The following is a 16164-nucleotide window of genomic DNA, read 5'->3' as shown; positions in this document are numbered from 1 at the left end:
ATGAAGTAATTGACCCAATAGCTCTACCTAAAGGGCCAACAGGTTACCAAAAGGTAGTTAGAATATTCGAGGGGATAAAACAGGCAAACCCTGGGGTATATTGGTATCAAATTGATAGTCTGGATTGGATCGCAGAAACTACTTTAAGTGGTGGTAAAGTAAAAGCGGATAATGTCATTTATGGAGGTATCTCTGCACCAACTGTTAGAGAAGTGACAGATCGTATTCAAATGAGAGAAAACCCAGCATACCTGCCTAATGAATATCGAGATAAATCAGGAATACAAATTTCGCCAGACAAGGTACCGAGCCCATACATTGTTAAAGCAGAAACTACAGGAGTTCAGGGCCAGAAGTCTCTGATCACTAAATTAACACTGGATAATTCAAAATCAATTGTTACATTAACTTCAAAAACTGGTAAAAAAGATGCGTCCTTATATGAACCAGAGTACACAGATGATTATGGCAAAAATCCCAGTGGCAAAACCAAGTACAGTACCCTATATCTAACGCCTTTAAACATAACATGGCGAAGTAAATGGACGGAGCAGAAAAAAATTCGGCTTACAGGTACGCAGCGTTTAAAGAAAGATGAGGAAGCCAACCTCAAAGGTGAAGTGGCTACGATGGCTCATGGAGCAAAGCAGTTCGGCAATTGGGTAGATATTTCAACGCGATCGGGTGTGGATTGGAAATCAGATAATGAAAGTGTCGTATCCGTTAATTCAAGCGGAAAGATCAAAGGCTTGAGTCCGGGGACCGCTACTATTTCTGTGGAATGGAAAAGTGGTGATTCGTATCAATATGATCTCATCGCCTACTTAAAAGTGACGGTGGGGGATGGTCCAATCCCGCATGAACCTGGTGGTGTAGCAGGTTGTACATACACGATTAATCCACCGAATGAAGTCGCTTCCCCACAAACGGCATTTATGGATCCAGGGGCTCAAGGGCATATTCTGGCGGATGATCCTGCAAACGGTATCCACTTTGACGCCACGCGAGGCATTCCAACGTCGGAGCATCTGTATGCCAATACGTGGGCAATGAACTATCTCTTTCAGCACACCTTTGGCAAACAGCAAGGCACGATTACATATGACTGTGAAGCCAAACTGACGTATGTTCGAACCTGGAAGGTGGAACAGCCTGATCTCCCAGGGCCAGATGGAACAACGATTCCGCAGGAAGATACAGAGGAATCGGATACCGTCGATGTCACCTACAATTTCGACTTCGAGCGAAACTATAGCTATTGGAAGATCAATAACGTGGAGCTGTATTTCATTGATCAGGCGGAGATGGAGAATTACGCCCTGCCAGACGGCGAGCGCATTACGCTGTATCCGCAGGGATACACGCCACCCGAGCTGGAGATGGAACATGACGAAGATGTTGAAATTCATGTGATGCCGAAGGAAACCGGAGAAATCAGCTACGTGCCCCCGGTGCTGGCGAGTGATGGGTATGAACCCCTCGATGTTCCAGATGATACCGAGCTCTTAAAAGGGATGGCCGAGGGGCAAACAGGCCCGCCTGATGTGAAAAATGATGCACTCGACTTTATGTGGGAAGGTTCCTCCACGAAGGTCATGGACGGTAGTGTCGTGGTCGAACATGGACCCGATCCGACGCAAATTCCGGCACCGGCCAAGATCGGTTCGTATAAAAACACCGGAGAGCAGGTGCTGTATGAAGATCAGCTGTTGATTCCCCAGACTCGTTTGAACAAAGCGAATACGGAGTCCAGCGGAGAAATCCAGTATGCACTTCATCCGACAACGCTAGGAGGCAGTGGAGACAAGACATTCCCGGTCAGTCCCATTAATACCGTTACGGTTCATACCCCGGTGGTAAACTACTCGCTCGTGTCGGATGATCAACCGCATAACCAGAAGACCGTGCCCAATATGAATCGATCTGCACTCATTTTGGAGCGACCGTTTACCGTTCGTATCCCGACGAGCGGCCAGCATCTGGATTCGGGCTCGTATCCGGGATACGGAGATCGGGACTATGCCAAGTATTATCGGATCAAACAAGTGCGCTTCCCGTTTGATGTATATAGTGCGGACCAGACAGAGTTCTATCCACGGAAGACGTGGATTGATATCGAAGTTCCCGTTTTGGACACGACCTTCTATCTCCCGGTGTGGGTGGATGAGGGAGATTACCAGGTAGAGTTTCGCAACATTGCCGAGAATGCACCGTCTGACTACCCTATGCAGCCAGACGTTGATGCTCAGCCAGATGCGAATACCGACCTGTACTACCACGTGGCATCGGATGAAGTATCCGTGGAGGTCATTGGCCGATTGTACGATTTTGAAATTACCGATATCGCAGACTATAACTGGGAACTCGTTTTCCGCCGCTTCAAGGGCAGCATTGCCCCAACGTGGATCAGCTACTGGACAGGCACGAAGGATATTGATGGAGACAAGCGAGGCAATTTCCCGCAGTTCACCGTGCCGATCCGCCCGGGAAGCCATCCGCTGCAGGGATACCAAAATGTGGCGGTGAAGACGGGATACCACTTCAAGTTTGATTTTAAAACGAAAGGTAATATGTTTGGCCCGAGAGACGGGATTCGCCTCACCCCGACCTTTGATTTTGTAAGCAAGGATGGCCAAACCCGTGTGCCCGTGGATTTGTATTATTCGACTAATCAGCGGAACTTTATCCGTATTGGCTCGGCCGAGGATCAGGTGAAGCGATTTGTCATATTAAATGATCGCATGCGCCAAGTACCTGCGGTACAGCTGCGCGATACCGCGACGTACAAATACCATCGCTATGGCGAGACTCACACGGGGATGATGAGCGAAAGAGCGTATCAGGATTATTACCGGGACAAGTTTACAAAGATGAAAACCCCTGTCGGCGGATACAGTCTGCTGCTCATGCCAGAGCAGCTACGGACGTTTATCGGGCCGAAAACGAACATTCCGACTACAGCGAGTGCAGATGTGCTGCGAGCGAATGCGGCGATTCAGCAATGGTATGGCGAGTACAGCTTGCCCGCAGAGCCTTATGTGGTTCAGGCGGGAACCAACCTGGCAGAGTATGGCCGAACCCATGGGGGACTGGATGCGAAATCGCCGATTTTCCTGAAGAACGGATACATCGTGGTGAATTTTAACCTGGAATCCATTCGGGAAGGCAACCTGGCGGCACCTCATCTGCAATATATCCACGCCCCACTCATGAACCAGTGGCTGCTGGAAGGGTTCCAGCGTCAGGTGCAGGATAGTTACGGTAACTCATTTTCGCTACGAGATGGAGATGTGGTGTTCTATCACGCGGATCGCTCGAGTCGAGATGATTTTAGTGCTCAGGTGCCACATTAAGGATAAGAGAAGTAAACCTCAGGATGAGATCGAAGAGGACGGGATCATGAGTTTTCTTCGATCCTTCCCGTTTTTATGAAGATATGCAGAGTAAAGTGAGGGATGGCGATGCCACGGATTGCCAAGAGTTTTCTTTTGATTATGGTAGTGATTGGATTATTAGGAGGGTGTTCAGGAGTGAACAAAGAGGATCAGGAGATTATAGATCGGTCAGAATCTATAGCAATCAAGTATCTGAAAGATACTTATAACTTAAATGATGTAGTAATTACACGAAGACAATTGCAGCCTAGAATGGCTATGGCTCGTGTTACTGTATATGGTTATGTAAGAGGACATGAAGAGCAGCATTTTAATGTCTCGGTAAATTATGAATCCAATAAGGCAGAATTGCTTTCGTTTAGCAGAGAGTTTCGCAATATGCTTAGCGAACGGGGATTCGACCCCTACAAATAAAGAGAATAAATTACAGGTTTTAAAAGACTAAAGAACATTGGAGGTCATAAAATGGCTGAGAATAGCAGTCCAGGGAAATTAAATTTAACAGATCAAGATTATCAACAGATGTCTGAAGCAGCCTATAGTGATTATGTAATAGGAGAAGATTTTAGAATGGTTCCTGGATGGGAAGTGTTAGATCAAAAACATAATTCATCTGGAATGGACGCCGTGACCTTCTATAACCCGGACACCCAACAAGCGGTAATTGCATTTCGTGGAACCGAGGGCTCTGCCACTTGGGATCGAAGCGTACCCGATTTAACGACAGATGCTCTAAAAATAGGTTTTCCTGAAATTTGGCAGACGGTAGGTCGTGCTTTGGATAATCTGAGATTTCCCGCAGAAAAAGAAATTTCAAATAAGGTGGAAAAGTCACTAGGCTTAGACGATTTCGGGGATTGGGTAGGAAATACACAGAAAGATTTGAGTAAAAGTTTACGTTTTGAAAATCAACTCTACGAAGCAGAAGATTATGTAAAAGAAATGCAAAAGAAGTATCCGGAGGCGAGTTTCACCCTTACAGGGCACTCTCTGGGTGGAGGTAACGCGCAATATGCGGCAGTGTATACAGGGCTAGAAGCTGTCACCTTTAGTGCTCCAACAGTGGTAGCCACACTAACACCTGAAATGCAAAGAAAAGCAGAGGAAGGTGAATTTGACCGTCAGGTTACGAATTTTATACATCCGGGTGATTTCATTGCCAGTGGCATGTTGGGAGGGTATGAGCGACATGTGGGTTCAACCTTTGTAATCAATCAAAACTACGATGAATTTAATACCCGTTATGGTATCGAGGCATGGAAAAAATGGAATGATACTCTGAACGATCCAAATTACCATGGTATGGAGCATTACAAGTTCGATGACGACGGGTATGTGAACAATACATTGTATGACGAGATCACAGGAGAACAGGTTAGCTTTTCACCTCGGAAACCTTCGGACCACAATATATTGGATCATGCGCGAGAAGCCTGGGATACGATGAGCAAAGGCTTAAAGTCGGTCGTTAACATTGTCGGTGGATACTCGGCAGGAACGATCGAGCTGACGCCGGAAGAGTTGAGAGAGGTCGCACAGAAATGGAGTCAGCAGGCGCAAGACATGAGTCGCACGTTTGAACGAATCCAACGTAACTTTTTTGAATATACGGAAAGCAGTCATAGTCGGCGTCTAGTGCCGATCGTATGGGATCTGCAGATGAGCATTAAGCAGCTGGATGAATGGCATCTGGAGCATACCTCGGATCTCGTGGATTACATTCAGAATAAAGCTGATTTGTTTGTAAAGGCGGATGGGGGATAGAAATAGAGATTCAGGGGATCAGTCTGCTGAAGGCGATTCGACTATGGCTAAATGAATTGCGTATGAGCTTTACATAAGTAGAGGTACCAGGTTTTAGATTATGAAAGCTAAAGGAAAGGAAACATGAGAATGAGCAGCAACATAACGATGGATTTGGATCAATTATTACAAGCCGAACGTGAATTGGATCTAATCCTTAGTGAACTGAAGGAGAATGAACGGGAAGCTCGAAAGCTTTACGAAAAGTTAAATGCTTGGAAGGGGCAATCAGCAACAAAATTAAGGATTAAAGTAGAGGTATTCTTCTATCAGTTAGACACACGTACGCAGCAGCTTCTAAAACAGAAGCAGGAGATGTTAGAGGCAATCCAGAGAATAAAAGATGCAGATGGTAGTTATTAAGAACCTAAAAGTATTGAATTCCAATGGTTGAATTTGAGATGAAAATGCCAGATATAAACAGCCGTTTGCCCGTCTGATGTTGAGCATTTGAAAGAGTTAGAAGAGTTTATTTTAATTTTAATTTTAATAGAAATGAGGATAAGAATCTTGAAAAAGAAATTAATTGTGTTGAGTACGCTGATATCTATGTTAGCAGCTAGCATTCCGGTTTATGCAGAGCCATCTATAACCTTTGGTTCGAGTAGTGAAGCCAACCCAAAAACGTTAAATTCAGACGGTAATGCAGAAAGAGAAAGCTTATTATCATTCAAGGATATCCAAGGTCACTGGGCAGAATCAAGCATAAGGTCAGCAATCAGTAAAGGGGTTGTCAGTGGTTATCCCAATGGGATGTTTTATCCAGAAAATAAAGTAACGCGTGCGGAATTTTTAAAGATCGTCATTGGGTCGCTAGGCTACGAGACTGAATCTACGGCTTCTGGTGCTCCATGGTATAAAGCGTATGTTGCTGCCGCCAAATTGAATCAGTTGTATGTGGAATCTGATTTTCCTTCCTCCGACTGGTCTCAACCGATGACGCGTATGGAGATGGTTCACGTTGCAGCGAGAGCAATCGAGCAAGTGGGAACAGATGATTACGATTTTCTATATCTTGCTGTCAAACATGGATTAATCTCAGGTACGGGAAATGGGAATCTTGATCCGGGAGGTACAACAACCCGTGCTCAAGCGTTAACCGTTGTAGACCGCATTCATAAAGTGCGGGATGGACAGACGCTGCAGGTGGACACACTGGCTCTAAAGAATGCTGAAAAAGCAAAGAATGCTGAGCGTGATCCATGGGGACGGGTCATCCGAACGACCAATTTACCTAAAAACGTGAAGGATTTCCCATATATATTGGAAGAGTATCCGAATGAGATGTATGAGATGAAGCCTGATATTATTGTAGATACGACTTCTGCGCAGCTTGCCAAGAAGGACAGTAAATTTAACAATAAGGCTCTAATGGATCAGTGGAAACAAACAACGGAGAATTACTATAACTTATTGCTTAATGTAGACTACAGAACGATTGATGAAGAATGGGCCAATGAATTGTTTTCATATCACAATCAAGGGTTCAGGGTGGTACTTGCCGATATGAGACGGTATGTGAAATGGGTAAAGGAGAACAAAATCATTATGACAGGTTCTTTGATAGCGGAGCCATCTATGGTAACCAAATCGGATGACTTATACTTTTATTTTATTCGAACTAAATTTAGCTTTGAAATTAAATCGTATGTAAAATACAAAAATATTATGTTTGATGAACGTTTCGTAAATGCTGGTTCCTTAAAAAAAGGAAAAAAATATGAAGGATATGCAGATATTCCGCTATCTACGAATTCGAACACGTATGACCTGAAGGTTAGCGGAATGGCTACATTATTCAGTAAAAACTCTATTTTGCGTGAAGTGAAATGAATAAGCTACTCAAGAGAGTTTTCCTATCTTTTATGATTATTTCCTTAACAATGGAATTCATGTTTTTATTCTATGGTACACCTCAGACATATGCAGCAGATGATATTCGATTTGACCCTTCTGGTTCTATTGAGTTTAGTACAACTTCAACAAAAGCATCCACATCTATTCGGTATAAAACGGTGGGATTTACAATTGCTCGCAACGCAAGATGTACCTTAACCAATTGTGCTCCCCAGCAAGGGGGGCCGTTTGGTGTAGTGAGAATAACTCAATATCGTGAAGTGGATAATGGAGATAAAACAGTTACTACATATTTTCGAGTGCCAGTTGATAAAGTGAATGATGCATTGGAAGCTGCTGGACTCGAGAAGATAACTAATGGTGGACAGATTTGGTTGAGCTCTATATTTCATGTTATTAATGGATCCAGACCTGACACAGATTTTGTGACTCTTCAGAGTATAAAGAATGCTGAAAGTTGGGCAGACCCGAGTAAGTTCAGACAATACTATGATATTCCCGTCACTGTCCATGCATATTTTCCGGTTACCAAGATATATAGGACTAGTGAAGGGGCGGAGATGTATTCTGCGAAAGTAGAGAGCAGTCTAGATGATTACGATAAGAATTGGCCGGTGGGTAAGCCAGTAGATACGGTCAGGTTAGATAAAACTTATTCGTTTCAAGGTGAGAATTATAAATTAGTGAAATCGTATGTTCAGTCTAAACGGAAGTTAAATGAACAAAATTTTGTACAAACGGGTGATCCAGAGAGAAATCTAAAGTTATCAGAAAGGAATTTCACGAATTATCTTGGAGGTACTAATGTGGTAGGTGTGTACAGAAAAGATTCTGGAAACCCTTCCCACCCAGAACCTGATGGAAAAGCAGCCTGCAGACCTACAATTAATCCACCGAATGAAGTCGCTTCCCCGCAAACGGCATTTATGGATCCAGGGGCTCAAGGGCATATTCTGGCGGATGATCCTACAAACGGTATCCATTTTGACGCTACGCGAGGCATTCCAACGTCGGAGCATCTGTATGCCAATACGTGGGCGATGAACTATCTGTTCCAACATACGTTCGGTAAACAGCAAGGTACAATTACCTATGACTGTACCGCCGACATTACCTACGCCCGTACCTGGAAAGTGAAACAACCAGCTCTGCCAGGACCCAACGGTACAAAGATCCCACAACCCGATACTCAAGGTTCGGATGAGTATCCACACCAGTACAGGTTCAGCTTTGAGCGGAATTACAGCTATTGGAAGATCAATAATGTTGAACTATATACTATTGATCAGGCGGAGATGGAGAATTACGCCCTGCCAGACGGCGAGCGCATTACGCTGTATCCGCAGGGATACACGCCACCCGAGCTGGAAATGGAGAACGATGAAGACGTGGAGATTCACGTTATGCCGAAGGAAACGGGAGAGATTATTTTTGTGCCCGAGGTGGTTGAGGGTCAAGGGTACGAACCGCCCGATATACCCGATGATACAGAGCTCTTAAAAAGGATGGCTGAGGGTCAAACAGGCCCGCCTGATGTGAAAAATGATGCACTGGACTTTACATGGGAAGGTTCCTCCACCAAGGTCATGGATGGCAGTACCGTCATCGAAAACGGGCCCGATCCGACGCAAATTCCGGCACCAACCAAGATCGGTTCATATAAAAACACCGGAGAACAGGTGCTGTATGCCGATCAGCTGTTGATTCCCCAGACGCGTTTGAACAAAGCGAGTACGGAGTCCAGCGGAGAAATACAGTATGCACTTCATCCGACAACGCTAGGAGGCAGCGGAGACAAGACATTCCCGGTCAGTCCCATTAATACCGTCACGGTTCATACCCCGGTGGTAAATTACTCGCTCGTGTCGGATGACCAGCCGCATAACCAGAAGACCGTGCCCAATATGAATCGATCTGCACTCATTTTGGAACGACCGTTTACCGTTCGTATTCCGACGAGCGGCCAGCATCTGGATGCGGGCGCGTATCCGGGATACGGAGATCGGGATTATGCGAAGTATTATCGGATCAAACAGGTGCGCTTCCCGTTTGATGTATATAGTGCGGACCGGACACAGTTCTATCCACGGAAGACGTGGATTGATATTGAAGTTCCCGTCTTGGACACGACCTTCTATCTCCCGGTGTGGGTGGATGAGGGAGATTATCAGGTCGAGTTTCGTAACATTGCAGAAAATGCACCGTCTGACTACAGTATGCAGTCGAAAGTCGATGCTCAGCCGGATGCGAATACCGACCTGTACTACCACGTTGCATCGGACGAAGTATCCGTCGAGGTCATCGGGCGATTGTACGATTTTGAAATTACCGATATCGCCGACTATAACTGGGAACTCGTTTTCCGCCGCTTCAAGGACAGCATCGCCCCAACGGGGATCAGCTACTGGACAGGCACGAAGGATATTGATGGGGATAAGCGAGGCAATTTCCCGCAGTTTACCGTGCCGATCCGTCCGGGAAGCCATCCGCTGCAGGGATACCAGAATGTGGCGGTGAAGACGGGGTACCACTTCAAGTTTGATTTTAAAACGAAAGGCAATATGTTTGGCCCGAGAGACGGGATTCGCCTCACCCCGACCTTTGATTTTGTAAGCAAGGATGGCCAAACCCGTGTGCCCGTGGATTTGTATTATTCGACTAATCAGCGGAACTTTATCCGTATTGGCTCGGCCGAGGATCAGGTGAAGCGTTTTGTCATATTAAACGATCGGATGCGCCAAGTACCTGCGGTGCAGCTGCGCGATACCGCGACGTACAAATACCATCGCTACGGTGAGATTCACACGGGGATGATGAGCGAAAGAGCGTACCAGGACTATTACCGGGACAAGTTTACAAAGATGAAAACACCTGTCGGCGGATACAGTCTGCTGCTCATGCCAGAGCAGCTACGGACGTTTATCGGGCCGAAAACGAACATTCCGACTACAGCCAGTGCAGATGTGCTGCGAGCGAATGCGGCGATTCAGCAATGGTATGGCGAATACAGCTTGCCAGCAGAACCTTTTGTCGTTCAGGCGGGAACCAACCTGGCAGAGTATGGGCGAACTCATGGGGGACTGGATGCAAAATCGCCGATTTTCCTGAAGGACGGATACATCGTGGTGAATTTTAACCTGGAGTCCATTCGTGAAGGCAACCTGGCGGCACCGCATCTGCAATATATCCATGCCCCTCTAATGAACCAGTGGCTGCTGGAAGGGTACCAGCGTCAGGTGCAGGATAGCTATGGAAACTCGTTTTCGCTACGAGATGGAGATGTGGTGTTCTATCACGCGGATCGCTCGAGTCGAGATGATTTTAGTGCTCAGGTGCCGCATTAAGGATAAGAGAAAGTAAACCTCAGGATGAGATCGAAGAGAACGGGATCATGAGTTTTCTTCGATCTTTCCCGTTTTTGAGAAGATACAGAGTAAAGTGAGGGATGGCGATGCCACGGATTGCCAAGAGTTTTCTTTTGATTATTGTAGTGATTGGATTATTGGGAGGGTGTTCAGGAGTGAATAAAGAGGATCAGGACATTATAGATCGGTCAGAATCTATAGCGATCAAGTATTTGAAAGAGACGTATGATTTGGATGTAACCATTACAGAAAGAAGAATGTTACCTAAAATGGCCATGAGTCGTGTAACCGTTTATGGGTATGTTACTGGTAATCCAGAACAAAATTTTACAGTTTCTATTAATTATGAAACCGGGAAAAGTGAAAGGTTTAGTTTTAGCTCTGAGTTGGAGAGTTTCATTGAAAGTAAAGGTTTGAATCCATTCAACCAAAAGTGATGGGAGGATTAATGATGAATAAAAATATTACTGATTTAGTTTATCAGGAAATGTCAGATGCTGCTTACGATGACTATCGAGTTGGTGAGCGAATAAATAATTTGCCTGACTGGAAGATCTTGGATCAAAAACATAATTCATCTGGAATGGACGCCGTGACCTTCTATAACCCGGACACCCAACAGGCGGTAATTGCATTTCGTGGAACCGAGGGCTCTGCCACTTGGGATCGAAGCGTGCCCGATTTAACGACAGATGCTCTAAAAATAGGTTTTCCTGAAATTTGGCAGACGGTAGGTCGTGCTTTGGATAATCTGAGATTTCCCGCAGAAAAAGAAATTTCAAATAAGGTGGAAAAGTCACTAGGCTTAGACGATTTCGGGGATTGGGTAGGAAATACACAGAAAGATTTGAGTAAGAGTTTACGTTTTGAAAATCAACTCTACGAAGCAGAAGATTACGTAAAAGAAATGCAAAAGAAGTACCCGGAGGCGAGCTTCACCCTTACAGGGCACTCTCTGGGTGGAGGTAACGCGCAATATGCGGCAGTTTATACAGGGTTAGAAGCTGTCACCTTTAGTGCTCCGACAGTGATAGCCGCGCTAACACCTGAAATGCAAAGAAAAGCAGAAGAAGGTGCATTTGACCGTCAGGTTACGAATTTTATACATCCGGGTGATTTCATTGCAAGTGGCATGTTGGGGGGATATGAGCGACATGTGGGTTCTACTTTTGTGATCGATCAAAACTATGATGAATTTAATACCCGTTATGGCCTCGAGTTGTGGAATAAATGGAATGATACTCTGAACGATCCAAATTACCATGGTATGGAGCATTACAAGTTCGATGACGACGGGTATGTGAGCAATACATTGTATGACGAGATCACAGGAGAACAGGTTAGCTTTTCACCTCGAAAACCTTCGGACCACAATATATTGGATCATGCGCGAGATGCCTGGGATACGATGAGCAAAGGCTTAAAGTCGGTCGTTAACATTGTCGGTGGATACTCGGCAGGAACGATCGAACTGACGCCGGAAGAGTTGAGAGAGGTCGCACAGAAATGGAGTCAGCAGGCGCAAGACATGAGCCGCACGTTTGAACGGATCCAACGTAACTTTTTCGAATATACGGAAAGCAGTCATAGCAAGCGTCTAGTGCCGATCGTATGGGATCTGCAGATGAGCATTAAGCAGCTGGATGAATGGCATCTGGAGCATACCTCGGATCTCGTGGATTACATTCAGAATAAAGCCGATCTGTTTGTTAAGGCGGATGGGGGATAGAAATAGAGATTCAGGGGATCAGTCTGCTGAAGGCGATTCGACTAAGGCTAAATGAATTGCGTACGAACTTTACATAAGTAGAGGTACCAGGTTTTAGATTATGAAAGCTAAAGGAAAGGAAACATGAGAATGAGTAACAACATAACGATGGATTTGGATCAATTATTGCAGGGCAATCAGCAACAAAATTACGGATTAAAGTAGAGGTATTCTTCTATCAGTTAGACACACGTACGCAACAGCTTTTAAAACAGAAGCAGGAGATGTTAGAGGCAATCCAGAGAATAAAAGATGCAGATGGTAGTTATTAAATAAAGGTTTTTCAATTAGAGTGCAATATGTAAAAAAATTAAAAAATAAATCCCAAGTGCTCATGATCATGTCTTGACATGGAACGAACATTTGGGATTTTTATGCTTCCCTACAACCACTTCTCTGCCCATCGCTCCACCGCACTTAGAGCTCGTCCTAGCTCGGTTCCTTTGCGGGACAGCATATATTCAGTTCGAATGGGACGCTCTGTAATTACATGTCTTACGACCAGTCCCTCTTCCTCTAATTCCTTCATACGCTCATTTAATACACGTTTGCTCAAATCAGGAATATAAGCATGAATTTCACTGAAGCGTTTGGGCTCCTCCATCAATGCATGGATAATCAGGGCTACCCATTTCCGGCCAATGATCTGATAAGATAGTTCCACCTTTTCGCATAATTGCTTGGCATTCTTATCATCGTTCATAACGGTTACTCCTTTGGTTTAGTATGGCTTGTAATATCATTAGTATACTTATTGTAACCTGAATGTCCACAAGGTATATGTATAAAATATCACATTCCAATTGCTATTAAACTTACCACATAAAGCGTTAACATTCAATTAAATAGTCTGTAACCCTTGGTACAACTGGAGTTCACAGCTTAGACAAGAATATTGACGAATTGTGACGACAGGTGTAATATGAGTAACGTTAATTATTAGTGGTTACAATTTATAACCTAAGTCAAATAGTGATTCAGGTTGTGGAGAGAAGGAATGTTCCCATGGTTGGATTCAGGTCATGTGCATAACGGAGGCAAGGCGGGCGATGTACCCACTTATTCCGTCTTTTGTCATGCTTGGATTTGAACATTTTGCAACATCATATACTATACTGCACAGATCATAGGAGGCACTCCAATGGACGCAATGACATTTGTCCTGTTCGGGGCAACAGGCGATTTAGCCAAACGCAAAATTTACCCTGCATTATACAATCTGTTTGTAGATCAGAAAATGCCTAAGGCATTCTCCGTCATTGGTTTGGGACGTCGCGAGCTGTCAGATGCGGATTTCCAGGCGAATGTGGAAAAGTCACTGCATGAATTTTCTCGTCAGAAACCGGAGGAAGCATCACAAGTACGTGATTTCATCGGTGCTTTCCGTTATTGCTCATTGAACAACACCAAGCCTGAAGATTATACACGGCTTCTTCAATTGGTGCAGCAGCGGGAGCAGGAGCTTGATATTCCTGAAAATCGCATGTTCTACATGTCCGTTGCACCTGAGTTTTTTGAACCCATTGCATTAAACATTCAAGAGAGCGGCCTGGGGAACACCAAGGGCTGGAAGAAGCTCATCATCGAGAAGCCGTTTGGACATGATTTGCAATCTGCACGTGAGCTGAATGAGAAGCTGAGCAATACGTTTGCGGAGGAAGAAATTTATCGCATCGACCATTTCCTTGGCAAACCGATGGTGCAAAACATTGAAACGTTGACGTATGCCAATCCGGTTATTCAGGCGCTGTGGTCTAATCGCTACATTGCCAATGTACAGATTACAGCGAGTGAAACTGTAGGTGTTGAGGAACGCGCAGCGTATTATGACCAGAGTGGTGCGCTTCGCGACATGTTCCAGAACCATATGCTTCAACTGCTGATGATGATTGCATTGCATCTGCCGAAGCGCTGTACACCACAGGAAATTCAATATAAGAAGAAAAAAATTGCTGAAGCTCTGCGGCCATTAACCAAAGAGAATGTAGCCTCTGAAGTCGTTCGCGCTCAGTATGGTGCAGGAGAACTGCAAGGCTCCTCTGTAGTCGGTTATCTGGACGAGCCGGGCATTCCGGCCGGATCGCAGAATGAGACATATGTGGCTGCAAGGCTGTGGCTGGATGACCCGTTCTGGAGCGAGGTTCCGTTCTATATTCGTACAGGCAAACGCATGGCTGAGAAATCAACCCGTATCGTCATTGAATTCAAGTCACCGCTCAAAACAGGCCATGAGTCTGAAAATACGATGGCTCCGAACCTGCTGACACTTGAAATCGGCCCGGGCGAAAGCCTGTCCCTGCAATTAAATGTGAAGAATCCGCTGAACAAGGGCGAGGTTGAGCCGATGAATATGACCTTCCAGTCGGGGGAGCGCAACGTTCCAGAAGCGTATGAAAACCTGATCTTTGATGCGATGCGCGGTGACGCAACGTTCTTTGCACACTGGAATGAAGTGGAGCTGGCTTGGCAGTGGGTACAGCCGATTCAGGAAGCTTTTGCAGCCGGTTCAATTCCACTGGATACGTACAAAGCAGGATCAGATGGACCAGAATCTGCTGACCGTCTGATTGCAGAAAATGGCTTCCGTTGGTGGTAAGGCGAGCTTATTGCAATCCAAAAGTTATACAGTAAGCAACGCATCATTTTTTACTAAACATTATACCGTTTCAATTTTGCATAAGCCCTTTCGACTTTCGTAGCCGAAAGGCCGCAAACATTTTCTATATAGATCGCAGTTACATCACGATTTGCACAAAGGAACCTATAATCCATGGAGTGGAGGGGACGGAATCAATTCTGTAGAAACGAAGTGTTCGCCTTTGTATTCCAATTTTCCCATATAACAAATAAATCCGAAAAATTGGAATACAACAGCGATCGAAAGAATGATCCGTAACCGGAACGGTTGGTGCAAATGCGGATGTGTGCTGCATCCTGATTTAACTTAACACTAAATATTTGCATAACAGGAGGATTTTATTATGAAACTCGGACTTATCGGACTTGGAAAAATGGGCTTGAACCTGGGCAGAAACCTCATTGATCACAAACACGAAGTGGTTGCCTTTGACCTGAATGCAGAAGCGGTTAAAGAAATGAAAGAATACGGCGCTCAAGGCGTTTCCTCATACAAAGAAATGGTTGAATCCCTGGAATCTCCACGCGTGCTGTGGATCATGGTTCCTCACAACGTTGTAGATGCTGTACTGGCTGAAGTGAGTCCGCTGCTGTCCAAAGGGGATATCATCATTGAAGCAGGAAACTCCCACTACAAAGAGTCCATCCGTCGTTACGAAGAGCTGAAGCCACAAGGCATTCACTACATGGATGCAGGAACTTCAGGCGGTATGGAAGGTGCGCGCAACGGGGCATGTTACATGATCGGTGGAGATCCGGAAGCGTGGGCTATTGTTGAGCCAGCGTTCAAGGATACTTCCGTAGAGAACGGTTATCTGTATGCTGGTAAAGCAGGTAGCGGACACTTCCTCAAAATGGTACACAACGGGATTGAATACGGCATGATGGCTTCCATCGGTGAAGGCTTCGACGTGCTGGAGAAAAGCGGTTTTGACTTCGACTTCGAAAAAGTAGCGCGTGTATGGAACAACGGTTCCGTTATCCGTTCCTGGCTGATGGAATTGACAGAGCGTGCCTTCTCCAAAGACGCTAACCTGGACGAAATCAAAGGTGTAATGCACTCCTCCGGCGAAGGACGCTGGACGGTTGAAACGGCATTTGATCTGCAAACGGCGACTCCGGTTATCGCGTTGTCCCTGCTGATGCGTTACCGCTCCCTTGAAACCGATACGTTCACAGGTAAAGTTGTTGCGGCACTGCGTAACGAATTCGGTGGACATGCTGTGGAGAAAAACTAATTCATTCCTAAGTTCAGCTATTGTGAAAAGTAAACCTTTCGCCTGTGCAGATGACATATCTGCTGCGGGCGGAAGGTTTTTTATGTTGGGGTACCCTGATG

General features: G+C 45.3%; 11 protein-coding genes. 10 read left to right on the top strand and 1 reads right to left on the bottom strand.

Going from position 1 to position 16164, the window contains the following annotated elements; translation table 11 throughout:
• Positions 1 to 230 precede the first annotated feature (230 nt).
• From HNR77_RS09545 to HNR77_RS09510, 8 genes are all read left to right on the top strand, one after another.
• Positions 231 to 3353, top strand: coding sequence for a DUF5704 domain-containing protein (locus HNR77_RS09545; protein WP_260410441.1), 3123 nt, complete (start codon positions 231 to 233; stop codon positions 3351 to 3353).
• 177 nt (positions 3354 to 3530) lie between these two features.
• Complete coding sequence (locus HNR77_RS09540) at positions 3531 to 3809, top strand: hypothetical protein (RefSeq protein WP_110899765.1); 279 nt, start codon at positions 3531 to 3533, stop codon at positions 3807 to 3809.
• Between the two features lie 51 nt (positions 3810 to 3860).
• Positions 3861 to 5159, top strand: coding sequence for a Tle-like phospholipase domain-containing protein (locus HNR77_RS09535; RefSeq protein WP_184182936.1), 1299 nt, complete (start codon positions 3861 to 3863; stop codon positions 5157 to 5159).
• 129 nt (positions 5160 to 5288) lie between these two features.
• The gene (locus tag HNR77_RS09530; RefSeq protein ID WP_184182933.1) at positions 5289 to 5561 is read left to right on the top strand and encodes a hypothetical protein; all 273 of its coding nucleotides are present in this window, start codon (positions 5289 to 5291) and stop codon (positions 5559 to 5561) included.
• A gap of 87 nt (positions 5562 to 5648) precedes the next feature.
• Entirely contained in the window at positions 5649 to 7031 is a 1383-nt protein-coding gene (locus tag HNR77_RS09525; protein WP_184182930.1) for an S-layer homology domain-containing protein, read from the top strand.
• A gap of 950 nt (positions 7032 to 7981) precedes the next feature.
• On the top strand, positions 7982 to 10399 hold the full coding sequence (locus HNR77_RS09520; protein ID WP_260410440.1) for a DUF5704 domain-containing protein: 2418 nt from the start codon (positions 7982 to 7984) through the stop codon (positions 10397 to 10399).
• Between the two features lie 176 nt (positions 10400 to 10575).
• The gene (locus tag HNR77_RS09515) at positions 10576 to 10857 is read left to right on the top strand and encodes a hypothetical protein (protein ID WP_184182928.1); all 282 of its coding nucleotides are present in this window, start codon (positions 10576 to 10578) and stop codon (positions 10855 to 10857) included.
• A gap of 14 nt (positions 10858 to 10871) precedes the next feature.
• Complete coding sequence (locus HNR77_RS09510; protein ID WP_260410439.1) at positions 10872 to 12149, top strand: Tle-like phospholipase domain-containing protein; 1278 nt, start codon at positions 10872 to 10874, stop codon at positions 12147 to 12149.
• A gap of 421 nt (positions 12150 to 12570) precedes the next feature.
• Here the strand turns inward: HNR77_RS09510 and HNR77_RS09505 are convergent, their stop codons facing one another.
• On the bottom strand, positions 12571 to 12891 hold the full coding sequence (locus HNR77_RS09505) for a winged helix-turn-helix transcriptional regulator (protein WP_184182922.1): 321 nt from the start codon (positions 12889 to 12891) through the stop codon (positions 12571 to 12573).
• Positions 12892 to 13329: 438 nt separating this feature from the next.
• Between HNR77_RS09505 and zwf the strand changes: the two genes are divergently transcribed.
• Together zwf and gnd are read left to right on the top strand one after the other, a co-directional pair.
• Entirely contained in the window at positions 13330 to 14784 is a 1455-nt protein-coding gene (gene zwf, locus HNR77_RS09500; protein WP_184182919.1) for a glucose-6-phosphate dehydrogenase, read from the top strand.
• Between the two features lie 385 nt (positions 14785 to 15169).
• On the top strand, positions 15170 to 16063 hold the full coding sequence (gene gnd / locus HNR77_RS09495) for a phosphogluconate dehydrogenase (NAD(+)-dependent, decarboxylating) (RefSeq protein ID WP_111269543.1): 894 nt from the start codon (positions 15170 to 15172) through the stop codon (positions 16061 to 16063).
• Positions 16064 to 16164 lie beyond the last annotated feature (101 nt).

The sequence above is a fragment of the Paenibacillus sp. JGP012 genome (assembly GCF_014203995.1).
Classification (GTDB): domain Bacteria; phylum Bacillota; class Bacilli; order Paenibacillales; family Paenibacillaceae; genus Paenibacillus; species Paenibacillus silvae.
This window is presented reverse-complemented; position numbering and strand designations above follow the sequence as displayed.